Origin of the sequence: Rhizobium sp. Root482, assembly GCF_001426565.1 — a bacterium.
Lineage (GTDB): Bacteria > Pseudomonadota > Alphaproteobacteria > Rhizobiales > Rhizobiaceae > Pararhizobium.
Map to the genome: position 1 here is coordinate 213,419 of NZ_LMFA01000026.1, position 21,023 is coordinate 234,441.

A 21,023-nucleotide genomic window follows, 5' to 3' on the forward strand; every position below is an offset into this window, starting at 1 on the left:
TCGCATTTCCCGGTTGGCCGGAATAGCGACTGGAGGGGTTAGTTCCAGGTACCTTACCGATTTCCTCACCACATCGAGGATCGGCGGACACCCACGGGCACGTGCGACTTTGGGCAAGAAGGTAGGTAAGAAAAAACCTTGTCGTAATCAAGACCTTTTTTGCGGGTTTGGGAAAAATCTGAGACGAATGTTTTCCTTGAAAATCCATCCGTCACGCGTTACGCTCTTCGTTCGTGAACAAAAGAGGCATTGCGATGACGCCAGCTGCCGAACGAATGAAGGCCATGCGTGAAAGACGCCGCACGAGTGGGCTGCGTGAAATCCGCCTCGTCACATTGGATGCCCGTTCTCCCGATGTACGTGAACGCATTGCGCGGCAAATTGCCAGCCTTGATCCCAAGCATGAGGCCGAGGCGATGGATTGGATCGAAGCCGTATCGATTTTCAACGAAAAGGGCAGCTCCGCCCTATGAGGCGCGGCGACATCATCACCGTTGCCGTATCCGGTGATTACGGCAAGCCACGCCCGGCTGTTGTCGTTCAGACGAATGCCATGAACGACAAGCACGATTCCGTCATTGTCTGCATGATGACTTCCCATGACACGCCTCTCGTCGATTTCCGCCTGGCGCTACAGCCGACACCAACCAACGGGTTGAAGCTTCCGTCCTACATCATGGTAGATAAGCCGGTAACGGTGCGCCAAGATCGGGCAGGAAGCGTCATTGGAAAACTCGAGCCCGACGAAGTCAGAATGCTCGATTCGATTCTCAGTTTTGTTTTGGGTTTTTCCGACACCTGATAGAAGTGGTAAGATGTGATGGACACCCTGACCCGCATTCGCGCCTTTATCGATGTCGTCGATGCCGAGGGGTTTTCGGCGGCGGCGCGGCGGATCGGGCGGTCCAAGGCGCTTTTGTCGAAATATGTGCGCGAACTCGAGGACGAGCTTGGCGCCCTGCTTCTCAACCGCACCACCCGGCAATTCTCGCTCACCGAAGCCGGCCATGTCTATTACCGCACGGCCTCCGAGATCCTGAAGGAAATCGACAATCTCGCCGACCTGGTACGGGCCGGCAATGCAGATCTCAAGGGCCGGCTGCGGGTTTCCGCGCCGCGCACCTTCATCGATGCCGAGATCGGCCAATCGCTGATCGATTTCGCCAAGGCTCATCCGGAAGTGTCGCTGGAGATCATTTCGGACGACCGTTTCGTCGATCTGATCGAGGAAGGCTTCGACATGGCGATCCGAATCACCAAGCTCGAAGATTCGACGCTGATCGCCCGCAAGCTCGACGATTTCCGGTTGCATATCTGCGCTTCGCCGGCATTCCTGGAGAAAAGCGGGCCGATCGGCCATCCGTCCGAGCTGTCGCGGCATGCCTGCATCATCGATACCAATGGCCGCTCCTACAGCAATTGGCGGTTTGTCGAGAAGGACGGCAGCGGCTTCAGTGTTCCCGTCGGCGGCCCGATCGAGGTCAACAGTCCTCTTGCCGCCGTGCGTGCGGCGGTCTCGGGCCTCGGTATTGCCGCCGTGCCGGATTTCATCGCCCGGCCGAAGATCGCCGCGGGCACGCTGGTTCCGATCCTGGAGGACTATCTCACCACGGATCGCGGCATCTACGCAATCTATCCGCATCGCCGCTACCTGCCGACCAAGGTGCGCACGCTGGTGGATTTCCTGCATGCCTGGTTTCGCAGGAACGCGGAAAATTGACGGGCGGACTTGTGGGCAAAAGTCCCAATTCCGTCCCATTTGCCCTACATTGCAGGGGCGCCGGAATGTCCGGTCTCGCCAAAGGATAACCTCGGCATGAAACCATCATCCCTGATCCTGGCTGCAGTGGCAGGCCTTGCTCCCTGCGCGGCTCTTGCCCATCCGCATATCTATGCCGAGGCGCGGCTGGAGATTGTTGCGGACGAGACCAACCAGATCACCGAACTGCGCAATGTCTGGCGGTTCGACGAACTGTTTTCGGCAAGCGTGGTGATGGATTACGACGATAATTCCAATGCGCAGCTCGATGCCGACGAATTGCAGGAGGTCGGCCAGACCGTTCTCGATTCGCTGCAGGAATATAATTATTACACGACGATCGTCGACAACGGGAAGAGCATCAAGGTGACGAAGCCCGATGCGATTACCGCCGATTACAAGGACGGGCAGTTGCTGCTGATGTTTGCCGTCAAGCCGGCCGAACCCATGCCGCTCAAGGGAAACCTCTCCTTCGGCGTCTACGACCCCACAATGTACACGGCCATGGATTTCCCGACGGACGCGGACCTCGCCCCGATCGGTACGCAGCTTGCCGCCTGCGAGCACAAGGTGGTTCGTCCGGACCCGGACGAGGTGCTCGCCCAGAACCAGGACAACCTGACCGAAGCCTTCTTCAACGATCCGGCCGGCACCGACATGTCGAAGATGTTCGCAACCCGGATCGAGTTCAAATGCTGAGAGTTCAAAAGCCCGGGCGGCTGCTCGCCCTTGCCCTGATGCTTGCCGTCACCGGCGCCGGCCTGGCCTGGGCGCAATCGCCGCTCGGCATCGGCACGGCGGAGCCGTCCATTCCCACGACCGGCCTGTTCGGCGGGTTCTTCGCCTATGTCAACATGGAGCAGCAACGCTTCTACCAGACGCTGACCGGCGCGATCAAAGCCATGCGCGACAATCCATGGCAGCTCTGGTCGCTGATCGGCCTCTCCTTCGCCTATGGAGTTTTCCACGCCGCCGGCCCCGGCCATGGCAAGGCGGTGATCTCTTCCTACATGATCGCCAACGAGATCGAACTGAAGCGCGGCGTCGCCCTGTCCTTCCTCTCCTCCCTGCTGCAGGGCCTGGTTGCCATCCTCCTGGTGGGCGCCGCCTATCTGGTGCTGCGCGGCACCTCGATCTCGATGACCCAGGCGACGCGGTTCCTCGAAATGACCAGCTACGGGCTGATCGCGGCCTTCGGCTTCTGGCTTCTGTTTCGCAAGCTGCGGGCAATGCGCGCGCCTCGCCTGGCGCCGGCGATGGCGCATGGCCACGAAGACCAGCACCGGCACGGCCATCATTCCCATGACCACGGGCACAGCCATGGCGGGGGCGAGATCTGCAGCACCTGCGGGCATGCGCATGCGCCCGATCCGGCGCTTTTGAGAGGGGATCGTTTCGCATTGCGGGAAGCCTGGTCGGCGGTGATCGCGGTTGGGCTTCGCCCCTGCTCCGGCGCCCTGATCGTGCTCAGTTTCGCGCTCCTGAACGGACTTTATCTCGGTGGCGTACTCTCGGTCCTTGCCATGTCGATCGGCACCGCCATCACGGTTTCCGCGCTGGCGACGCTGGCGGTGACCGCCAAGGGCCTGGCGGTCCGCTACGCCGGAAACGGCGCATCGGCAATGAGGATCGTCAACGGCATCGAGATCTTCGGCGCCCTGACCGTGCTGGTTCTCGGCCTCGTCCTGCTGGCGGCCGCGCTCCAGGCGTAAAGCATCGTGATATCAGCGGTCGCGCCGGCTCTGAAAGCGGGCGCGCAGCCAGAAGATCAGGAAGAAGCCGAGCACGCAGAGAATGCCGAAGGCAGCCGCCAGCCACGGCGAGATGGTGCCGAGGCGAAGCATGATATCCGGCAGGAAGAAGAAACCGAGCCCGACGACCACCAGAATGATCGCGGCGGGGATCGCGGCCGACCGGTCCTTCCGTTCCGGCCCGCTCATGCCGTCACCGTCGGTGTCAACTCGGCGCGGATATCCTCGAGCCTGCGTTTCTGGCTGCCATCGGCGGAGAAATTCCCTGGCGACAGCCAGGCTTCGAAAGCAGCCTTCAGGATCGGCCATTCACCATCGATCATCGAGAACCAGGCCGTGTCGCGATTGGCGCGCTTGGAGAGCATATGCTGGCGGAACACGCCCTCGAAGGTGAAGCCGAGGCGCCGCGCCGTCTTCTTGCTCGCCTCGTTGTTATTGTCGCATTTCCACTCATAGCGGCGGTAGCCCAGATCCTCGAAGGCATGCCTTGCCATCAGGTAATGCACTTCGGTCGAGAGCGGTGAGCGGGCCATGGCGAAGGAATGTGCCACTCCCCCAACCTCGACCACGCCGTTCGCGGGATCGGGCCGCATGTAATTGGCAAGCCCGACGACATTTCCACTTGCCTTGTCGGCGAAGACTTCAGTGATCCAACCGGATTTCTGCACCGCCGTCAGCCAGCGGTCGAAATCCTCGATCCCGCCGAAATTATCCTGCGAAAAATATTCCAGCCGGGCATTGATATCGAGCCCGCCGAAAGCCTGCCAGAGCGCATCCAGATGCCGTTCCCGGTCATAGGGCTCGATACGGACGGTGCGCCCTTCCAGGGTCACCGGCCGCGGCGCCGGACAGCCGGCCCAATTCGTCAGATCACGCATGTCAAAGCTCCAGAAGACATCACAACACTAAGCGCGGGCCAGTTCGTCGAACCGGCCCGATCAGGCTTTCTACTGGAATAAGACGGCGTGGCCGCCGGCGCAAATGCAATCTGGTGATGGATCGATCACCAGGGCGATTTGATCGGCGGCTGGCCGATCGTCGGAACCGATGTCTGGCGCTCGGTGGCGGATGTGTCGCCGGCCGGTGTCTTCACCGAGGAGACGGTCGCTTCGATATGATCGACAAGCGCATCGGCAAGGCCAAGGCGTCCGGCAAGCTGGTCGAGATAGCCGCGCTCGGCCCGGTTGTCGGCATCGATCGCCAGTCGCGAGGCGGTATAGAGTTCGACGCGCTCTTCCTCGGTGCGCGCCGCCGCGACCATGCCGTCGAGATCGACCGGCTTGCTCAATTCGTCGTTAAGAAACTGTTCCGCCTCCGAATCCAGACCGGAAAGCTTCACCTTGTCCATGATGCGGGCGCGTTCGGTCTCGTCGATATGGCCATCGGCACGGGCAGCGGCGATCATGGCGCGCACCAACACGAGCACGAAATCATTGCGCATAACGGCGGGTTCGGTGCTGAAGCCGGAATCGGACGGCGGCGGCAGAAGTTCCGGCTGGGCCTGCACCTGCGGTTCGGCGGCAGGTTCCTTGCCGGCCTGGTAGTTCTTGTAGGCCTGGTAACCGAGACCGGCGATGGCGGCGAGACCGCCGAGCTTCAGCGCGGAGCCGGCAACCTGCCTGCCGGTGCCTGTCCCCAGCAGGACAGCGGCGATTGCACCTGCAGCCAGCGGATTGTCCTTGGCCATCTGCGTGGCCTGGCCGGCGCGGTCTCGCACCGTGCCGCCGGCGCCGGGAATCTGCGAGCCCAGGAACTGATCCAGCAATTTCTTCGCGTCAAACATTCGGTCTCACTCCCTTGGCCGATTGAACGTAGTCGGTTGAACTTGGATTGAGACATAGGAATGCGACGAAGGGAATACAAATGAAAGATCGTTGTCGGAGGCGAAGGCCGTGCGAAAACGCGCCGGCCCTTCGCCCATCCGGCCAATGCTCAGCCCTGCAGCGCGAAAGCCTCGGCCGCCAGTTTGGTGATGCCGGCCCAATCGCCCCTCGCGACCAGATCCTTCGGCGCGACCCAGGAACCGCCGACGCAGACGACATTGGGAAGCGAGAGGTAGTCTTTCGCGTTCGACAGCGAAATTCCGCCGGTGGGGCAGAACAGCGTGCCGGCAAGCGGCGAGGACAGCGATTTCAGATAGGCGGCACCGCCCGCCTGTTCGGCCGGGAAGAACTTCATCACCTTGTAGCCTTCCTCGCGCAGGCCCATGACCTCGCTGGCGGTGGCAGCACCCGGAAGCAGCGGGATGTCGGAATCATTGGCCGCGTCGATCAGTTCCTGCGTCGTGCCGGGGCTGACGATGAACTGCGAGCCGGCCTCGACCGCCGCCTCATACTGGGCCGCATTGAGGATGGTGCCGGCACCGGCAACGGCCCCTTCCACTTCGTTTGCAACCGCGCGAATGGCTTCGAGCGCCGCCGTGGTGCGCAGCGTGATCTCGATCGCCTTCAAGCCGCCGGCGACCAGCGCCCGGGCAAGCGGTACGGCGGTAGCGAGGTCGTCGATCACCAGCACCGGCACCACCGGCTGCAATTTGAGGACGGTCAGAAGTCTTTCGGTTTTATCGCTCATGCCGGTAGCCTTTTAAAACGATTGAAGTGAGGGTCAGATACTCTTAAAGGCGGAAAATGTCGAGAGCCGGGCACATCAAGCACGCTTGCGGATCTCGATCGAAAACGCACCATCCGGGCTTGTGACGGAGGCTCAACCCTGTAGTCTGCCCGGCCAATGCAACAGCGCAGGAGAACCGATGGCCAAGGAAATCGAACGCAAATTCCTAGTCTCCTCCGGCAACTGGCGCGACGATGCCGATGCTGGCACGGATTTGCGACAGGCCTATGTCGTGACGATGGAAGACCGGTCGGTGCGGGTGCGCATCCTTGCCGGCGAGCGGGCAAAGCTGACGGTCAAGATCGGCAAGAGCGCTCTGGTGCGCGACGAATTCGAATATGACCTGCCGCTTGCCGACGCGCTGGACCTGCTTTCGCAGGCGGTCGGCCTGGTGATCGAGAAGACCCGCTACCGCGTGCCGGTCGGCGACTTCCTCTGGGAAATCGACGTCTATCGGGGCGAACTTTCAGGACTGGTGGTCGCCGAGGTGGAAATGGCATCGGTCGATGACGACCCTGCGCCCCCCTCCTGGATCGGCCGCGAGGTCACCGGCGACCGGCGCTATTCCAACCAGTTCCTGGCGCTCGACGGAATCCCGCGGGCATGAGCCTTTGTCGTTGATGCCAGTGTTGATGCTGCCAATTCCCGGCAGTAAGGTGGCGGTATGTCCCGCTCCACACGGCTCCTCGACCTGATCCAACTGCTGCGCACCTACCGGCGCCCCGTGAGCGGCGCCAGTCTTGCGCAGCGCATGGGCGTCAGCATCCGTACGCTTTACCGCGACATCGCCACGCTGCAGGCCCAGGGCGCCGATATCGAGGGCGCACCCGGCTTCGGCTATGTGCTCAAGCCCGGCTTCCTGATGCCGCCGATGATGTTCAGCGAAGAGGAGATCGAGGCGCTGGTGCTCGGGGCACGATGGGTGGCGGCCCGAACGGACGACGAACTGAAGGACGCGGCCCATAATGCGCTGGCGAAGATCGCTGCCGTTCTGCCGACGGACCTGCGCCATGAGTTGGAGACGAACTCGCTACTCGTCTACAACACGAGAGAACTGCATCCGGGAACCACTGACTTCCCCGCCATGCGCGAGGCAATCCGGCAGGGCATGAAGATCGACATCGACTATGCCGACGTCAACGGGCAACCGACGACCCGACGCATCTGGCCCTTCGCACTTGCCTATTTCGAAGAAACCCGCGTGCTTGCGGCATGGTGCGAGTTGCGCAACGCCTTTCGTCATTTCCGCACGGATCGGCTAAGCACGATGACCGTGACCGATATCCGCATTCCACGCCGGCGCGACCGGCTGCTGGCCGAATGGCGGCGCACCCACAATGTCACGCAGGACATGTGACCCTACTGCCATAAATTGACAGCAGAACAGAATAGAAACGTCTCCGCACCTACCCGGAGGAGACTGCCATGAAAACCGATTTTGTCCTGCCTGTCGAAAGCCCGGCCGAGAGCGCCGTTTTCTACATGGCAATGTTTGGCGCCTTGCCTCTGGAATTGTCGCCGAGCTATGCCGTCGTGCTGATGAACGATGCATTGAAACTTGGTTTGGCGAGGAGAAAAAAGCGTCCCGCCACCGTGAACGACAATGCGGAGCTTCCGATCTTTGTCGCCGGTCGTGAAGGCGTCGACGCCCTTCATGACGAATGGCGCAAGAAAGGCGTCCCTATCCTGCAGGAGCCTGTCTCTTCGGCCTCGGATTACACCTTCACCTGCACCGACCCCGATGGTCATCGCCTGCGGGTCTTCACGCCGGAAAGTGCCTGACCGCCTGCGGCCCGGTGACGCCGGGCCGCAAAGACAATTGCGCGAAAGGGCCGAAGCCTGTATTTCACGCCACATGACAGACATGCCGAAAATCCCGCGTCCCCATGCCGACGGCCCCTTTCTGGTGGCCGCGCTCTATCATTTCGCCGCCTTCGAGCGCTTCGCCGATTTTCGGCAGCCGTTGCAGGAGGTTTGCGACGAAAACGGCGTGAAGGGGACGCTGCTGATTGCCCGCGAGGGCATCAACGGCACGATTGCCGGAACCGAAGAGGGCATCGGCGCGGTGCTGGCCTTCCTGCGCGGCCAGCCGGAATTTGCAAGCCTCGAGCACAAGGAAAGCCGCGCCTCCTCCATGCCTTTCCTGCGCATGAAGGTACGGCTGAAGAAGGAAATCGTCACCATGGGCGTCGAGGACATCGATCCCCGGCGGATCGTCGGCACCTATGTGGCGCCGCAGGACTGGAACGCGCTGATTTCCGATCCCGATACGCTGGTGATCGACACCCGCAACGACTACGAGACGGCGATCGGCATGTTTCGCGGCGCCGTCGATCCGAAGACGAAAAGCTTTCGCGATTTTCCCGAATGGGTGAAGAACAATTCCGGCCTTTCCGAAAAGCCGAAGATCGCCATGTATTGCACCGGCGGCATCCGCTGCGAGAAGGCAACGGCCTACATGAAGGAGCAGGGCTTCGACGAGGTCTATCACCTCAAGGGCGGCATTCTCAAATACTTGGAGGAAATGCCGAGCGAGGAGAGCCTGTGGGACGGAGCCTGCTTCGTCTTCGACGACCGGGTTTCGGTGACCCATGGCCTCAAGGAAGGCGAACACACGCTCTGCCACGCCTGCCGCCAGCCGCTGACGCCGCAGGACCTGACATCGCCGCTGCATGAGGAGGGCGTGTCCTGCATACATTGCCACGACGCCCGCACCGACGAGGACCGCGCGCGCTACCGCCAGCGCCAGCAGCAGATCACGCTGGCCAGAAAGCGCGGCGAGCGGCACCTGGGAAGCTAAGGGTCAAGGCCGTCAGGCCAAGCCCAAAGAGGTCAGGCCTAAGAGGTCAGGCCATAAGCCTGGCTGGCGCGGCACTGGCATTGCCTGACAGAAGCGCCGGCAGCGCCTCCTCGCCGACCGGACGCGAGAAGAAATAGCCCTGCAACTGATCGCAGCCGCAAAGCCGCAGGAAGATCGCGTCCTCCTCCGTCTCGATGCCTTCGGCGGTGACCGGGATTTCCAGCGCGGCTGCGAGCGCCAGCGTCGCCTGCAGCATTTCCCGGCCGCGCGGCATGTCCTCGAGCGCGAGGATCATCGACCGGTCGAGCTTCAACCGGCCGAACTGGAACTGCCGGAGATAGCCGATGCTGGAGAAGCCGGCACCGAAATCGTCGAGCGCGATGCGCAGGCCCAGCGCATTCAGCGCCTGGAGGGTTTCACGCGCATGGGCGGGATTGTGAATAAAATATCCCTCGGTCACCTCCAGCGTCACCCTGGAGGGGCCGACACCACTTTTCTCAAGCAGGCCGGCAACGCCGGGAATGAACGACGGATTGCGGAACTGGGCGGGCGAGACATTGATCGAAATGCCGATTCCGGGCCACATGCTCGCGACCCTCAAGGCCTCCGCCATCACGAACAGGCCCAGCCTGTCGATCAGGCCGGTGGACTCGGCGACCGGTATGAAAACCTCGGGCGAAACCATACCCAGCCGCGCCGATTTCCAGCGCAGCAGCGCTTCGATCCCCGTGATGACATGCGTACGGGCATCGACGACCGGCTGGTAGACGACGAAAAACTCGCCGCTGGCAATGCCGGCGCGCAGGGCCGCCTCCATCGCCGTGCGCTCGGCCAGCGCGGCGTCCATGCCGGCATCATAGGCGATGGCCCGGCCGCGGCCCTCCGCCTTTGCCTTGTACAGGGCGATATCGGCGCGCCGGAGAAGCTCATCGGCATCGACCGAGCCAAGCGCGGAAAGCGCGATGCCAATGCTGGCACCGATCACGACATTGCGCTCGCCGATCGGGAACGGATCGCTGAAGAAATCCAGGATCAGGGCATCGACGGCATGGGCCGGTTGCCGGCCGCGCTCCAGCGGGCAGGCGATGGCGAATTCATCGCCGCCCAGCCGCGCAAGGACGCCCCCTTCCGGCACGAGATATTTGAGGCCCGCCGCCACGCTCCTGATCAGGAGATCGCCGGTCGCATGTCCATAGACGTCGTTGACCTCCTTGAAGCCGTCCATGTCGAGATAGAACAACATGACGTCGCCACGGCTTTGCCCCGCCCGAAGGATCATGTCCTTCAAACTTCTGGAAAGGCCGGTGCGATTTGAAAGTCCGCTCAGCCGGTCGGTCAGCGCCATCCGGCGGGCGGCGGCCTCGTCGCTGCGCAGCTTGCCGATGACGAAGAAGCCGGCAAGGACCAGCGCGAAGATGAACGCCCCAACAAGGGCGATCGCGGCGATGACCTGCGGCCGAGCCTCGTTATAGCTGATATCGCCCGGCGATTGCGTGGCCCAGGTGAGGCCGGCGATCACACGCCCGTCCGGATCCCTGATCAATGTCGCCTCGGGCGGCATCTGCCGCGCCTCGACAAGCGCCAGCCCAGGGATCACATAGGTTTGCGCGATCTCGTCGATCTTTTCCTGGTTCAATTGGCGCACGAAGACCAGTTGTTGCAACTGGTCGGGCGGCACCTGCACCCGTGGTGAAACACCGCGAATAGTCGATAGGCCGACGAGCGCAATACCTTCATCCGTCGTGACAAAGCCAGCCGTGGTTGCGTCGTCGCCCAGGCCGGCATCACGCACCGCCTTCATCATGCCGGCAAAGGCGGGAGACAGGAAAACCGCCGGCGGAACGTCGAAAGGCTTTCCGCGCTGGAACGCCATCAGCACTTTTTCATCGGGGCCGATGAGATAGGCAGTATCGAAAATATCGGAGTCCTCGTTGGCGAGGTCGAAATTCTCCAGCACCCATTCGTCCGCGCCCGGGGCATAGACCGCTTCGGCGGCGGTGTCCCAGACGGTGTAATCGACCATGAAGGCGGCCATCTGGTTCTGCAGCGTAGTGAGCGCACCGGAGACGGCCTGGTGCGAGCGGTTCTCGTCCAGTGCATTGGCGGTGACGGCGACCGTGCGCAGGGCCGTCAGCACCACGATCATGACAGCGACGACGACGACCGCAAAGGACGCCAGCAGCAGCAATGCCACATGCTGCCGCTTCAACCGGATCGAACTTGGAAAATTGACGAAGAACGTGCGCATATGCAAACATGCTGTCAGCAAAAACATTCCAAAATCTTTACGCGGAACACCAGAAAACCTGTAATTGCACCAGAATGTCCACAGCGCCAGACGGATTTTGTACGGACGGCAAGACCGGCGGTTACAGGGCGGATATATCTTCCTGCCCTATCTCCTGCGCGAACCGGCGCAGCTTTACCTGCAGCGTCGCCTGCGTCCCTGTGTCCGTCAGGATCGCCCGAAGCTGATCGGGCGTCTTGCCGAGAAGATCGACGCGCAGGAAAGCCGACCCGACCAGACGCACGGACATGGTTTTCAAAACTTCCGTCAGCGCATCGAGCGCATGATCGCCCCGCTGGGAGGCGTGCGCCTGCATGACCGGCTTGTGCGGAATTTCCGCACGCGAAACCAGCCAGTCCAGCGCATTCTTCAATCCGCCGGGAATGCCATGGGCATATTCGGGTGAGGCGATGATCAGCCCGTCGGCGGCGGCGATCTTCGCCGCGAAGGCCGTGACCGAGGCCGGCGTCGCCTCGCCCTCGAGGTCGGGATTGAAGATCGGCAGCTGGCCGAGGAGATCGCAGATTTCGATGGCGACGTCCGCCGGCGCAGCCTCTAGCAGCGCTTCGAGCAGGGCGCGGTTTTTCGAACTTTCCCGCAGGCTGCCGCAGAGCGCATAAAGGACAAGCGGACCAGCCATCATCTTCTCCGCTTTCCAGGCAACAGAATCGGTTGCGGCCATGATGCAGCTTCCCGCATCGCTGTCACCCCGCCTTGTGATTACCTTTCGGAAATTCCGCCGCCAATTGCCGGTACCAGTGGCCGCTCTTCTTGATGGTACGGACCTGCGTCGCATAATCGACATGGACGATGCCGAAGCGCATTTTATAGCCTTCGGCCCATTCGAAATTATCCATCAGGCTCCAGGCGAAATAGCCTTTCATCGGATAGCCCTCGGCAATCAGGTCGGCGGTGACGGACAGATGTTCGGCGATATAATCGAGGCGCGGCTGGTCGTCGACCGCGCCGTTTTCGACAGCCATATTATAGGCGGCGCCGTTCTCGGTGATGTAGCAATCCGGCAGCGCATAGCGCGCATTGACGGTGCGGATCAGATCACCAAGCGCTTGCGGGAAAACCTCCCAGCCGATATCCGTCTTCACGTCGCTCACCGGCGCGGCACTGACGGTCGCGGGGAATTCGGCGCCTTCGGCCGGATCATGGCCCACCCGCATCGGCGTGTAATAATTGACGCCCCACCAGTCGAGCGGCTGGCTGATCGTCGCCATGTCGCCGTCCTCGATCTCGGGCATGCGGCCGCCGAGCGCCGACAGGAAATTCTCCGGATACTCGCCCTTGAAGACCGGGCCGAAGAAGACGCCGTTGTGGAAATCGAAGGCGCGCTCCGCGGCAGCCTGGTCGTCGACGCTGTCGCTACCGGCATAGATATGCATGGGATTGATGACGATACCTACCGGCAGGTTCGGGCACTCCTCCCGGATGGCGGCGACGCCGAGGCCATGGGCGAGATTGGTGACATGCAGCGCATGCAGCGCCGCATCCATGCTGCGCTCGCCCGGCGCGTGGATGCCGTAGAGATGGCTGAGCCAGACGGAGCACCAGGGCTCGTTGAAGGTCGCCACCGCATCGAGCCGATCGCCGAGCCGGGCCATCACCGTCTTGGCATAGCGCTGATAAGCATAGGCGGTCCTGCGCGCCGTCCAGCCGCCATCGCCCATCAGGGCCAGCGGCAGGTCCCAGTGATAGAGCGTGGCAAAGGCCTTGATATCGCGCCGCTTCAGGCCGTCTACGAGGCGATCGTAGAAATCCAGGCCCTTCTCGTTCACCGCGCCGGTGCCTTCGGGAATGATGCGCGGCCAGGCGATCGAGAACCGATAGGCCTGGACGCCGAGGCTTTTTATCAGGTCGAGATCGTCCTCCAGCCGATGATAGTGATCGCAGGCGATATCGCCATTGTCGCGATTATGGACACGGCCCGGCATGTTCGAAAAGGCATCCCAGATCGACGGCTTGCGCCCATCTTCCTTGGTGGCGCCTTCGATCTGGAAAGAGGCCGTGGCCACGCCGAACAGGAAGTCGCCCGGAAAGCGCGCGGCAAGGATTTTTGGGTCGGTCATGGGAGGCTCCAGACAACAAGGGAACTGCAACGTTGCAGTAAAGATGTGGACGTGGATGTCAACGGGATTACATTCGATGTCGCGGCATTTCACTTCTCCCCAGCGGGGAGAAGTGCCGAGCGCAGGCGAGGCGATGAGGGGGTGTCTCCGCCCATTCCGGGCGCCCCCTCATCCGACCCTTCGGGCCACCTTCTCCCCAAGGGGAGAAGGGAATTTCCTACACCTTCACCCAGGCGCCGTTCTTCTTCGAAGACTGCACGCATGCATCGACGAAGACCATGCCCTTCATGCCGTCGTCGATTGTCGGATAGACGACAGCCGGATCGACGGCTTCGCCCTTGCGCCTGGCAAAGATGGCGCGGGCGGCTTCGGAGTAGATATTGGCGAAGCCTTCGAGATAGCCTTCCGGATGGCCGGAGGGGATGCGGCTGACGCGGGCGGCGGCCGGGCCGGCACCGGCGCCATTGCGGGTGATCAGGCGCTTGGGCTCGCCGAACGGCGTGTACCAGAGATAGTTCGGATCCTTCTGCGCCCATTCAAGGCCGCCCTTGGTGCCATAGACGCGGACCATCAGACCGTTCTCGTTGCCGGGCGCCACCTGGCTGCACCAGAGCATGCCCTTGGCGCGCTGGCCGCCCTTCTCCTTGAAGCGCATCATCACATGAGCATTGTCATCGAGCGTGCGACCGGACACGAAACTGTCGAGATCGGCGGCAAGCTCTTCCAGTTCGAGGCCGGAGACGAAAGCGCCGAGATTATAGGCATGGGTGCCTATATCGCCGGTGGAGCCGCCCGCGCCGGAGCGCGCCGGATCGGTGCGCCATGAAGCCTGTTTCTGGCCGCTGCTCTCGATATCCTCGGTCAGCCAATCCTGCGGATATTCCATCTGCACCAGCCGCACAGCGCCGATCTCACCATTGGCGATCATCTCGCGCGCCTGGCGCACCATCGGATAGCCGGTATAATTATGGGTGAGCACGAACAGCGCATCGCTTTCGTCGGCCAGCTTTTTCAGTTTTCTGGCATCGGCAAGCGTCGAGGTCAGCGGCTTGTCGCAGATCACATGGATGCCGCGCTTGAGGAATTCCTTTGCGGCTTCGTAATGCACGTGGTTGGGCGTGACGATGGCCACGGCCTCGATGCCGTTCTTCAGCTTGGCCTCGCGAATGGCCATTTCCTTGAAATCGGAATAGCTGCGCTGCGGATCGAGACCAAGCTCGGCGCCCGATGTCTTGGCCTTTTCCGGGGTCGAGGACAGCGCTCCGGCAACCAGCTCGAAATGATCGTCAAGCCGGGCCGCCATGCGGTGGACGCCACCGATGAAAGCGCCCGCGCCGCCGCCGACCATGCCGAGCCGGATGCGCTTTTTGCGGATCTCCGTGGTTCCTTCGATAGGCATGAGATTATCTCCTCAATTGGCAATGTACTCGTGGAGGCTTTACCCCCGAAAGTCGATTACAGCCCCAGCATACGCCGGTTGGCCGCTTCGTCGGTGCCGCCGCCGGCGAAATCGTCGAAGGCTTTTTCCGTGACGCGGATGATATGGTGCTTGACGAATTCGGCGCCTTCGCGCGCGCCGTCTTCCGGGTGCTTCAAGGCGCATTCCCACTCGACCACGGCCCAGCCGGAAAAATCATTGGCGGCCATTTTCGAGAAGATCGCGCCGAAATCCACCTGGCCGTCGCCGAGCGAGCGGAACCGCCCTGCCCGGTCCACCCAGTTCTGAAAGCCACCATAGACTCCCTGCCGGCCGGTCGGGTTGAATTCCGCGTCCTTGACGTGGAACATGCGGATGCGGTCTTTGTAGATGTCGATATTGTCGAGATAATCCAGGCATTGCAGCACGTAATGCGAGGGGTCGTAGAGCATGTTGGCGCGGGCATGGTTGCCGGTGCGCTCCAGGAACATCTCGTAGGTGATGCCGTCATGCAGGTCTTCGCCGGGATGAATTTCATAGCAGACGTCGATGCCGCAATCCTCGGCATGGTCGAGGATGGGCTTCCAACGCTTCGCCAGTTCGTCGAAGGCCGTCTCGACAAGGCCGGCCGGCCGCTGCGGCCAGGGATAGACGAAGGGCCAGGCGAGCGCGCCGGAAAAGCTGGCCATGGCAGTGAGGCCCAGATTTTTCGATGCCGTCAGCGCAAGCTTCACCTGCTCGACCGCCCATTCCTGCCGCGCCTTCGGATTGCCGCGCACCTCCGGCACCGCGAAACCGTCGAAGGCTTCGTCATAGGCCGGATGCACGGCCACGAGCTGGCCCTGGAGATGGGTGGAAAGCTCAGTGATCTCGACGCCGTTGGCGCGCGCCTGGCCGGCCAGATCGTCGCAATAGGCCTTCGATTCCGCCGCCTTGCGAAGATCGATCAACCGCCCGTCCCAGCTCGGCACCTGCACGCCCTTATAGCCGCAATCGGCCGCCCATTTGGTGATCCCGTCCCAGGAATTGAAGGGCGCTGAATCGCCGGCGAACTGAGCGAGAAAAAGCGCGGGGCCCTTGATGGTCTTCATCGGTATCATCCTCCCATGGACCCGACCGCGTCTCCGGCCGGTCTAAGATGTTATTTTTGCGGTACGTACCGCAGCATACGGAAAGCTATCGGCCTTTGGCCGGATGGGCAATGCGGAATTGCAGTATCAACACAACGGTGGAGCAACGGGTGGGCTTACAAACCCTCCTTCGCTTGCACCCGCTTCCCTCTCCATCGTCATGGTCGGGCTTGACCCGACCATCCACGCGGAGCTCGCGGCGATACATGGATCCTCTGGTCAAGCCCGAGGATGACGAAAGAGTGCGGCGTGGCTTGTCGATGGTGCGTCGGCATCGTCGGCAAAGCGCCCGGGCCATCATGTCCCGAGCGCTTTGTTTCTCGTCAGATCAGAACGGCGACTCGGGGAAGTAGTAGTCCTTCGCATTGTCCTTGGTGATGAGCGTCGCATCGATCGTATAGACGCCACGAACCGGGACCTGGCCGTAGAAGTTGGCGACGGTCATTTCGAGCGCGGTACCAACCATTGCCGGCGGATAGAGCACATCGACCGGGATCATCTTGTCGCCGTCCATGACCTTCTTGATCATGTCCTTCGAGCCGGCGCCGGCCACGACATACTGGATGTCCGTGCGACCGGCCTGCTCGATGGCCTGGAGAACGCCGACGGCCATGTCATCGTCTTGGCACCAGACCACGTCGATCTTAGGGTATTTGGTCAGATAGTCCTGCATGACCTTGAAGGCATCGTCGCGGTTCCAGTTGCCGAACTGGCGGTCGAGAACCTTGACATTGGAGCCTTCGATGCCCTTGTCGAAGCCGTCCTGGCGCGCCTGGTCGATCGGGATCGGCAGCCCGCGGATGATGACGACTTCAGCGTCCGGCGTCGTTGCCTTGATGTATTCGCCGGCCGTCTGGCCGAGCGCCGGGTTGTTGCCGGCCACGTAGAGGTCGCGGACCGTATTGTCGTTGACGCTCGGCGCGCGGTCGACGATGGCGACGAACGTGCCCTTGCCCTTGACTTCCTTGATGGCGTTGACCAGCGGATCCGGGTCGGACGGCAGGATGACGAGAGCGTCGATGCCCTGGGTCTCGAGGTCCTGCACGGCATTCGCCTGGCTTGCCGGATCCGGCGAGGTCTTGACGATCACGTTGAGGCCCGGATGCTGTTCCATCAAAAGCTTGGCGACACGCTCCGCGTGGAACACGACGCCCGCGGTCCAGCCATGGTCGGCGGCCGGGATCGAGACGCCGATCGTGACCTTCTTTTCTTCCTGCGCGTGGGAAGCGCCGGCAAACGCCATGATGGCGATGGCCGCAACGCTCAATAGTGCTTTACGCATGTTTCTCTCTCCCTAGTGAATTCGGGTCCTTGCAGTCTCAAGACCGGGCGACCCATGAACCCGGTTATTCACGATTTCCGCACCAGCGAGCGCTGAACGAGCATCGCAATGATGATGATCGCGCCCTGGATGGCCCCGATCAGATATTCGCTGATGAAGTTGGAAAGCAGCATGATATTGCCGACCAGCTCGAGGATGAAGGCGCCGCAGATCGTGCCCCATACCCGGCCGGCCCCGCCCTTGAGCGCGGTTCCGCCGACCACAACGGCCGTGATCGCCTGCAATTCCCACAGGATGCCGGTGGTGGCCGATGTCGAGCCGAGACGCGGCACATAGAGAAGGACGGCGATGGCCACGCAGAGGCCCTGGATGACGAAGGCGATGGTGCGGACGCGATTGACCGGAATGCCGGAATAACGCGCGACGTCGCTGTTCGATCCGACGGCGACGACATGCCGGCCATAGCGGGTGCGATAGAGCACGAAAGCCGCCACGCAGGTCACGGCGAGAATGACGGCGATGGGAACCGGCAAGCCGAGAATGGAACCGAAATAGGCCGGCCGATACATTTCCTGCAGCGCGGGATCACGCAGCGTGATTGCACCGCCCTGCGACAGCCAGGTCGTCAGGCCGCGATAGATGCCCATCGTGCCGAGGGTCGCGATGAAAGGCTCGATCCGGCCGACCGTCGTCACCAGGCCGTTGGCAAGGCCGCAAGCGCAGCCCGCGACGACGGCAAGGACCATCGCCGCCGTCAACATCAGCGCCGGATCGGCAATCACGCCCGAATTCATGAACAGGATCATCAGACTGGCAACGAAGGCGACCATGGACCCCACCGAGAGATCGAGATCGCCCGAGGAGATCACGAAGGTCGCACCAATGGCGATGATAGCGATGAAGGCGCTGCGGGTCGCGACATTGGCGAGGTTGTTGATGCCGATGAAATTCGGATTGACGAGCGCGCCGAGAATGAGCAGCAGCACGAGCGCCACAAACGGCGCGACAGCCCGAAGATCGACATCACGCCAGCTTCGGCGACGGATTTCCCTGGTTTCCTCGTTGACACTCATATCCAACCCAATCTCCCGTCCCATTGTCCCTGGGAATTACCGACAGTGCCCGGCCCGCAACCTCTTCGTGGTCACGCAGCCGTCTTTTTCTTCAAGCCCGCCGCGTAGCGCATGATCTCCTGCTCGGAGATTTCATCCCCCTCGAGCATGCCGACAATCCGGCCTTCGCGCATGACCGCGACACGCGTGCAAAGGCCGATGACCTCGGGCATCTCCGACGAGACGACGATGATCGCACGGCCATCACGGGCGAGCGCCGAGATGAAATGATAAATTTGCTGCTTGGTGCCGACATCGATGCCGCGCGTCGGCTCGTCGATGATAATGATGTCCGGCTCGGTCTCCATCACCTTGGCAAGCAGCAGCTTCTGCTGGTTGCCGCCGGACATGCGGCCGGCAACGACATTGCCGTCGCGGACCCGGATATCGAAGCGGCGGCGCGCCCGCTCCAGGGCGGCGGCCTCGCTTGCAGGACTGAGATAGCCGAGCTGGCCATGCTTATCGAGCGATTGCAACGTCAGATTGGCGGTCATCCGCGAACCGAGGAGCAGGCCCTTGGCCTTGCGGTCCTTGGTCATATAGGCAAGGCCGGATCGGTTTGCCGCATGGACATCGCCGGAGGACACGGGCACGCCGTTGATCGTCACCTCACCGGAGGCGCGCGACCGCAATCCGGCGATCGCCTCCATCAGCTCCGTGCGACCCGATCCGATCATGCCGGAAAAGCCGAGAATTTCGCCCTTGCGCACATCGAAGCTCGCATCGCGGACATAGCCGGTCGAAAGCCCGCTGACGCTGAGCATGATCTCCTCATCGACATTCGGCTCGCTCTTGGCCGGGAAAAGCTTGGACAGTTCGCGCCCGACCATCAGCTGCGCGATCGACTCCCCGTCGAGGATCGCGGTCGGCGAGGTCTTGATCCATTGCCCGTCGCGCAGGACCGTCACCCGGTCGGTCAATTCCATCACTTCATCGAGCTTGTGGGATACGAAGACGAAGGCCGTGCCCAGATCGCGCAGCTTGCGCACCTGCTTGAACAGATAATTGGTCTCTTCGCGCGACAGGACGGCGGTGGGTTCGTCCATGAAAACGATACGGGCATCGCGGCTGATCGCCTTGGCGATCTCCACCATCTGCTTGTCGGCGATGGAAAGCGAACTGATCATCGCATTTTCGTCGATATGCGAACCGAGGAGATCAAGGACGCGGCGCGTTTCGGAGCGCATATGCTTGCGGTCAAGCACGCCGAAACGGGTCACTTCGCGGCCGAGAAACAGACTCTCGGTCACGGTGAGGTGTTCGGCCAGATTGAATTCCTGGTGAATGATGACAATTCCAAGCGCTTCGGCCGCGCCGTTCGGCGGCAGCTTGACAGGACGGCCATCGAGGAGAATTTCACCCGAGGTCGGCTGCTCGAAACCGGAAAGTATCTTGACGAGAGTGGATTTGCCGGCGCCATTCTCGCCCATCAGCGCATGAATTTCGCCGGCACGGAGATCGAAATCGACACTGAAGAGCACCTGCACGCCGTTGAACGACTTGCTTATTCGCTTCGCGGACAGCACCACGCTGCCGACGTCGCCGGTCTTCGAATTCATGATTCCTCCCATGCGGCTCCCATCCGCTTGAGCCCTATGTAAACCTTTACATAGACCATGTAAAGGTTTACATCCTTGCATAACACCGAATTTCGCCGCCTGGCCTTTGACCTCTCGGGGAGTCTGTGTAACGTCCCGCCGAGACTAAAACCAAGGCAGAGCGCAGTGTCGAATTCCACGCCGGCAACCATCGAAGACGTCGCCCGGATCGCTGAGGTTTCGATCGCGACGGTCTCGCGGGCGATCCACACGCCGGAAAAGGTGGCAAACTCGACGCGGCTGAAGGTCAACCAGGCGATCGCCGTCACCGGTTATACGACAAATGCCATGGCCCGGAGCCTCAGGCTCGGCCGGTCGAACATGATTCTCGTCGTCGCTCCCGATATCGGCGACCCGAATTTTTCCAATATTCTGGTTGGCCTTGAGAACGAGGCGCGCTCGCATGGCTATGGCGTGCTGATCGGCCATACCCAGAACGATGCCCAGCGCGGGCTGGAATATCTGAAGTTTCTCAACTCAAATCAGGCCGCTGGGCTGATCCTTTTCACCGGCATCTTGCCCTTTGGCCATCAGGCCATGACCGCGCGCCTGCCGCCGAGCGTCGGCGTCTTCGAACCGGTGTTCAATGGCGGCATTCCCTATGTCGGCGTCGATGACATGGAAGGCGCCCGCAAGGCGATCGACCTCCTGGTTGCCGAGGGCCACCGCAACATCGCCTTCATCGGCGATTCCCGCACGCGGCTCGCCTATGGCCGGCGGCGCATGGGCTATGAAGCCGGGCTCGACGCGGCCGGCGTTAGCGCCGATCAGCGCATCGTGCTCGAAGGCGACGGCACGATCGAAAGCGGCCGGCTTGCCGTCGAACGGCTATTCATGCGCGATACGCTGCCGACCGCCTTCATGTGCGTCAACGACCAGACCGCGATCGGGGTGATGATCGGCCTTGGTGCGCGCGGCTATGACATCCCCCGCGATTTTTCGGTGACCGGTTTCGACGACGTGCCGCAGGCGAGCTTCATGTCGCCGGCGCTGACCACCATTCGCCAGCCGCGGACGCTGATCGGCAAGCATGCCATGGCCTTGCTGCTGGAACTCTTGTCCAGCGGGCAGCCGGCCGAAACGGAGATCCTGCTGCGCCCGGATCTCATCGTTCGCAATTCGGTCGCCGCGCCGCCGCGGCAACGGATAAAGCGCTGAATACCGAAGCCTGAAAGATGGGCAAGCCCATCAGCGCCCCG

22 protein-coding genes are annotated in these 21,023 nt (G+C 61.9%); 10 read left to right on the forward strand and 12 right to left on the reverse strand.

Translation table 11 applies throughout. From position 1 onward, the window contains the following. Positions 1–254 precede the first annotated feature (254 nt). From ASD31_RS23885 to ASD31_RS23905, 5 genes are all read left to right on the forward strand, one after another. Entirely contained in the window at positions 255–473 is a 219-nt protein-coding gene (locus ASD31_RS23885) for an antitoxin MazE-like protein (RefSeq protein WP_244483949.1), read from the forward strand. Then, on the forward strand, positions 470–802 hold the full coding sequence (locus ASD31_RS23890; protein WP_056340042.1) for a type II toxin-antitoxin system PemK/MazF family toxin: 333 nt from the start codon (positions 470–472) through the stop codon (positions 800–802). The genes ASD31_RS23885 and ASD31_RS23890 overlap by 4 nt, the downstream gene beginning before the upstream one ends. An 18-nt stretch (positions 803–820) precedes the next feature. Continuing rightward, complete coding sequence (locus ASD31_RS23895) at positions 821–1,720, forward strand: LysR family transcriptional regulator (RefSeq protein ID WP_056340045.1); 900 nt, start codon at positions 821–823, stop codon at positions 1,718–1,720. A gap of 96 nt (positions 1,721–1,816) precedes the next feature. Next, a complete protein-coding gene (locus ASD31_RS23900) occupies positions 1,817–2,458 on the forward strand; it encodes a DUF1007 family protein (protein WP_056340048.1) in 642 nt (213 codons plus the stop codon). Then, complete coding sequence (locus ASD31_RS23905; protein WP_056340052.1) at positions 2,452–3,471, forward strand: nickel/cobalt transporter; 1,020 nt, start codon at positions 2,452–2,454, stop codon at positions 3,469–3,471. Before ASD31_RS23900 ends, ASD31_RS23905 begins: the two co-directional genes overlap by 7 nt. 12 nt (positions 3,472–3,483) lie before the next feature. Here ASD31_RS23905 and ASD31_RS23910 read toward each other — a convergent pair whose 3' ends face one another. The 4 genes from ASD31_RS23910 to ASD31_RS23925 form a co-directional block, all read right to left on the reverse strand. Continuing rightward, positions 3,484–3,699, reverse strand: coding sequence for a hypothetical protein (locus ASD31_RS23910; RefSeq protein WP_056340055.1), 216 nt, complete (start codon positions 3,697–3,699; stop codon positions 3,484–3,486). Continuing rightward, entirely contained in the window at positions 3,696–4,388 is a 693-nt protein-coding gene (locus ASD31_RS23915) for a GNAT family N-acetyltransferase (RefSeq protein WP_056340058.1), read from the reverse strand. Before ASD31_RS23915 ends, ASD31_RS23910 begins: the two co-directional genes overlap by 4 nt. A 125-nt stretch (positions 4,389–4,513) precedes the next feature. Next, positions 4,514–5,293, reverse strand: coding sequence for a tellurite resistance TerB family protein (locus ASD31_RS23920; RefSeq protein WP_056340061.1), 780 nt, complete (start codon positions 5,291–5,293; stop codon positions 4,514–4,516). Between the two features lie 149 nt (positions 5,294–5,442). Then, the gene (locus ASD31_RS23925) at positions 5,443–6,081 is read right to left on the reverse strand and encodes a 2-dehydro-3-deoxy-phosphogluconate aldolase (protein ID WP_056340064.1); all 639 of its coding nucleotides are present in this window, start codon (positions 6,079–6,081) and stop codon (positions 5,443–5,445) included. Between the two features lie 178 nt (positions 6,082–6,259). Between ASD31_RS23925 and ASD31_RS23930 the strand changes: the two genes are divergently transcribed. The 4 genes from ASD31_RS23930 (at position 6,260) to ASD31_RS23945 (ending at position 8,920) form a co-directional block, all read left to right on the forward strand. Further along, complete coding sequence (locus tag ASD31_RS23930; protein ID WP_056340066.1) at positions 6,260–6,727, forward strand: CYTH domain-containing protein; 468 nt, start codon at positions 6,260–6,262, stop codon at positions 6,725–6,727. A 57-nt stretch (positions 6,728–6,784) separates the two neighbouring features. Continuing rightward, positions 6,785–7,477, forward strand: a complete 693-nt coding sequence (locus tag ASD31_RS23935; RefSeq protein ID WP_056340069.1) for a helix-turn-helix transcriptional regulator — start codon at positions 6,785–6,787, stop codon at positions 7,475–7,477. Positions 7,478–7,545: 68 nt separating this feature from the next. Further along, complete coding sequence (locus ASD31_RS23940; protein ID WP_056340072.1) at positions 7,546–7,902, forward strand: VOC family protein; 357 nt, start codon at positions 7,546–7,548, stop codon at positions 7,900–7,902. A gap of 73 nt (positions 7,903–7,975) precedes the next feature. After that, positions 7,976–8,920, forward strand: coding sequence for a rhodanese-related sulfurtransferase (locus tag ASD31_RS23945; RefSeq protein WP_056340075.1), 945 nt, complete (start codon positions 7,976–7,978; stop codon positions 8,918–8,920). Positions 8,921–8,966: 46 nt separating this feature from the next. Here the strand turns inward: ASD31_RS23945 and ASD31_RS23950 are convergent, their stop codons facing one another. The 8 genes from ASD31_RS23950 to ASD31_RS23985 form a co-directional block, all read right to left on the reverse strand. Further along, the gene (locus ASD31_RS23950; RefSeq protein ID WP_056340078.1) at positions 8,967–11,168 is read right to left on the reverse strand and encodes a putative bifunctional diguanylate cyclase/phosphodiesterase; all 2,202 of its coding nucleotides are present in this window, start codon (positions 11,166–11,168) and stop codon (positions 8,967–8,969) included. A gap of 121 nt (positions 11,169–11,289) precedes the next feature. Next, positions 11,290–11,847 carry an NADPH-dependent FMN reductase gene (locus ASD31_RS23955; protein ID WP_056340712.1) on the reverse strand — a complete coding sequence of 186 codons (558 nt, stop codon included), beginning with the start codon at positions 11,845–11,847 and terminating at the stop codon, positions 11,290–11,292. A 64-nt stretch (positions 11,848–11,911) separates the two neighbouring features. Continuing rightward, positions 11,912–13,285 carry a GH1 family beta-glucosidase gene (locus ASD31_RS23960; protein ID WP_056340081.1) on the reverse strand — a complete coding sequence of 458 codons (1,374 nt, stop codon included), beginning with the start codon at positions 13,283–13,285 and terminating at the stop codon, positions 11,912–11,914. A 217-nt stretch (positions 13,286–13,502) separates the two neighbouring features. Continuing rightward, positions 13,503–14,684: a Gfo/Idh/MocA family protein gene (locus ASD31_RS23965; protein WP_056340084.1), complete on the reverse strand. Its 1,182-nt coding sequence runs from the start codon at positions 14,682–14,684 to the stop codon at positions 13,503–13,505. 56 nt (positions 14,685–14,740) lie between these two features. Then, positions 14,741–15,793 (reverse strand): sugar phosphate isomerase/epimerase family protein, encoded by a 1,053-nt coding sequence (locus ASD31_RS23970; protein ID WP_056340086.1) that lies wholly within the window; start codon positions 15,791–15,793, stop codon positions 14,741–14,743. A 367-nt stretch (positions 15,794–16,160) separates the two neighbouring features. Next, a complete protein-coding gene (locus ASD31_RS23975) occupies positions 16,161–17,114 on the reverse strand; it encodes a substrate-binding domain-containing protein (protein WP_056340089.1) in 954 nt (317 codons plus the stop codon). A 68-nt stretch (positions 17,115–17,182) separates the two neighbouring features. Beyond that, positions 17,183–18,187 (reverse strand): ABC transporter permease, encoded by a 1,005-nt coding sequence (locus tag ASD31_RS23980; protein ID WP_056340092.1) that lies wholly within the window; start codon positions 18,185–18,187, stop codon positions 17,183–17,185. A gap of 71 nt (positions 18,188–18,258) precedes the next feature. Further along, positions 18,259–19,785 carry a sugar ABC transporter ATP-binding protein gene (locus ASD31_RS23985; protein ID WP_056340096.1) on the reverse strand — a complete coding sequence of 509 codons (1,527 nt, stop codon included), beginning with the start codon at positions 19,783–19,785 and terminating at the stop codon, positions 18,259–18,261. Positions 19,786–19,950: 165 nt separating this feature from the next. Between ASD31_RS23985 and ASD31_RS23990 the strand changes: the two genes are divergently transcribed. Next, positions 19,951–20,982, forward strand: a complete 1,032-nt coding sequence (locus ASD31_RS23990) for a LacI family DNA-binding transcriptional regulator (protein WP_056340098.1) — start codon at positions 19,951–19,953, stop codon at positions 20,980–20,982. Positions 20,983–21,023: the final 41 nt, after the last annotated feature.

What these genes read in the sequence shown, in the direction of transcription:
- ASD31_RS23885 (WP_244483949.1), top strand. Translation starts at nt 255, where the DNA reads ATGACGCCAGCTGCCGAACGAATGAAGGCCATGCGTGAAAGACGCCGC.
- ASD31_RS23890 (WP_056340042.1), top strand. Translation starts at nt 470, where the DNA reads ATGAGGCGCGGCGACATCATCACCGTTGCCGTATCCGGTGATTACGGC.
- ASD31_RS23895 (WP_056340045.1), top strand. Translation starts at nt 821, where the DNA reads ATGGACACCCTGACCCGCATTCGCGCCTTTATCGATGTCGTCGATGCC.
- ASD31_RS23900 (WP_056340048.1), top strand. Translation starts at nt 1,817, where the DNA reads ATGAAACCATCATCCCTGATCCTGGCTGCAGTGGCAGGCCTTGCTCCC.
- ASD31_RS23905 (WP_056340052.1), top strand. Translation starts at nt 2,452, where the DNA reads ATGCTGAGAGTTCAAAAGCCCGGGCGGCTGCTCGCCCTTGCCCTGATG.
- ASD31_RS23910 (WP_056340055.1), bottom strand. Translation starts at nt 3,699, where the DNA reads ATGAGCGGGCCGGAACGGAAGGACCGGTCGGCCGCGATCCCCGCCGCG.
- ASD31_RS23915 (WP_056340058.1), bottom strand. Translation starts at nt 4,388, where the DNA reads ATGCGTGATCTGACGAATTGGGCCGGCTGTCCGGCGCCGCGGCCGGTG.
- ASD31_RS23920 (WP_056340061.1), bottom strand. Translation starts at nt 5,293, where the DNA reads ATGTTTGACGCGAAGAAATTGCTGGATCAGTTCCTGGGCTCGCAGATT.
- ASD31_RS23925 (WP_056340064.1), bottom strand. Translation starts at nt 6,081, where the DNA reads ATGAGCGATAAAACCGAAAGACTTCTGACCGTCCTCAAATTGCAGCCG.
- ASD31_RS23930 (WP_056340066.1), top strand. Translation starts at nt 6,260, where the DNA reads ATGGCCAAGGAAATCGAACGCAAATTCCTAGTCTCCTCCGGCAACTGG.
- ASD31_RS23935 (WP_056340069.1), top strand. Translation starts at nt 6,785, where the DNA reads ATGTCCCGCTCCACACGGCTCCTCGACCTGATCCAACTGCTGCGCACC.
- ASD31_RS23940 (WP_056340072.1), top strand. Translation starts at nt 7,546, where the DNA reads ATGAAAACCGATTTTGTCCTGCCTGTCGAAAGCCCGGCCGAGAGCGCC.
- ASD31_RS23945 (WP_056340075.1), top strand. Translation starts at nt 7,976, where the DNA reads ATGACAGACATGCCGAAAATCCCGCGTCCCCATGCCGACGGCCCCTTT.
- ASD31_RS23950 (WP_056340078.1), bottom strand. Translation starts at nt 11,168, where the DNA reads ATGCGCACGTTCTTCGTCAATTTTCCAAGTTCGATCCGGTTGAAGCGG.
- ASD31_RS23955 (WP_056340712.1), bottom strand. Translation starts at nt 11,847, where the DNA reads ATGGCTGGTCCGCTTGTCCTTTATGCGCTCTGCGGCAGCCTGCGGGAA.
- ASD31_RS23960 (WP_056340081.1), bottom strand. Translation starts at nt 13,285, where the DNA reads ATGACCGACCCAAAAATCCTTGCCGCGCGCTTTCCGGGCGACTTCCTG.
- ASD31_RS23965 (WP_056340084.1), bottom strand. Translation starts at nt 14,684, where the DNA reads ATGCCTATCGAAGGAACCACGGAGATCCGCAAAAAGCGCATCCGGCTC.
- ASD31_RS23970 (WP_056340086.1), bottom strand. Translation starts at nt 15,793, where the DNA reads ATGAAGACCATCAAGGGCCCCGCGCTTTTTCTCGCTCAGTTCGCCGGC.
- ASD31_RS23975 (WP_056340089.1), bottom strand. Translation starts at nt 17,114, where the DNA reads ATGCGTAAAGCACTATTGAGCGTTGCGGCCATCGCCATCATGGCGTTT.
- ASD31_RS23980 (WP_056340092.1), bottom strand. Translation starts at nt 18,187, where the DNA reads ATGAGTGTCAACGAGGAAACCAGGGAAATCCGTCGCCGAAGCTGGCGT.
- ASD31_RS23985 (WP_056340096.1), bottom strand. Translation starts at nt 19,785, where the DNA reads ATGAATTCGAAGACCGGCGACGTCGGCAGCGTGGTGCTGTCCGCGAAG.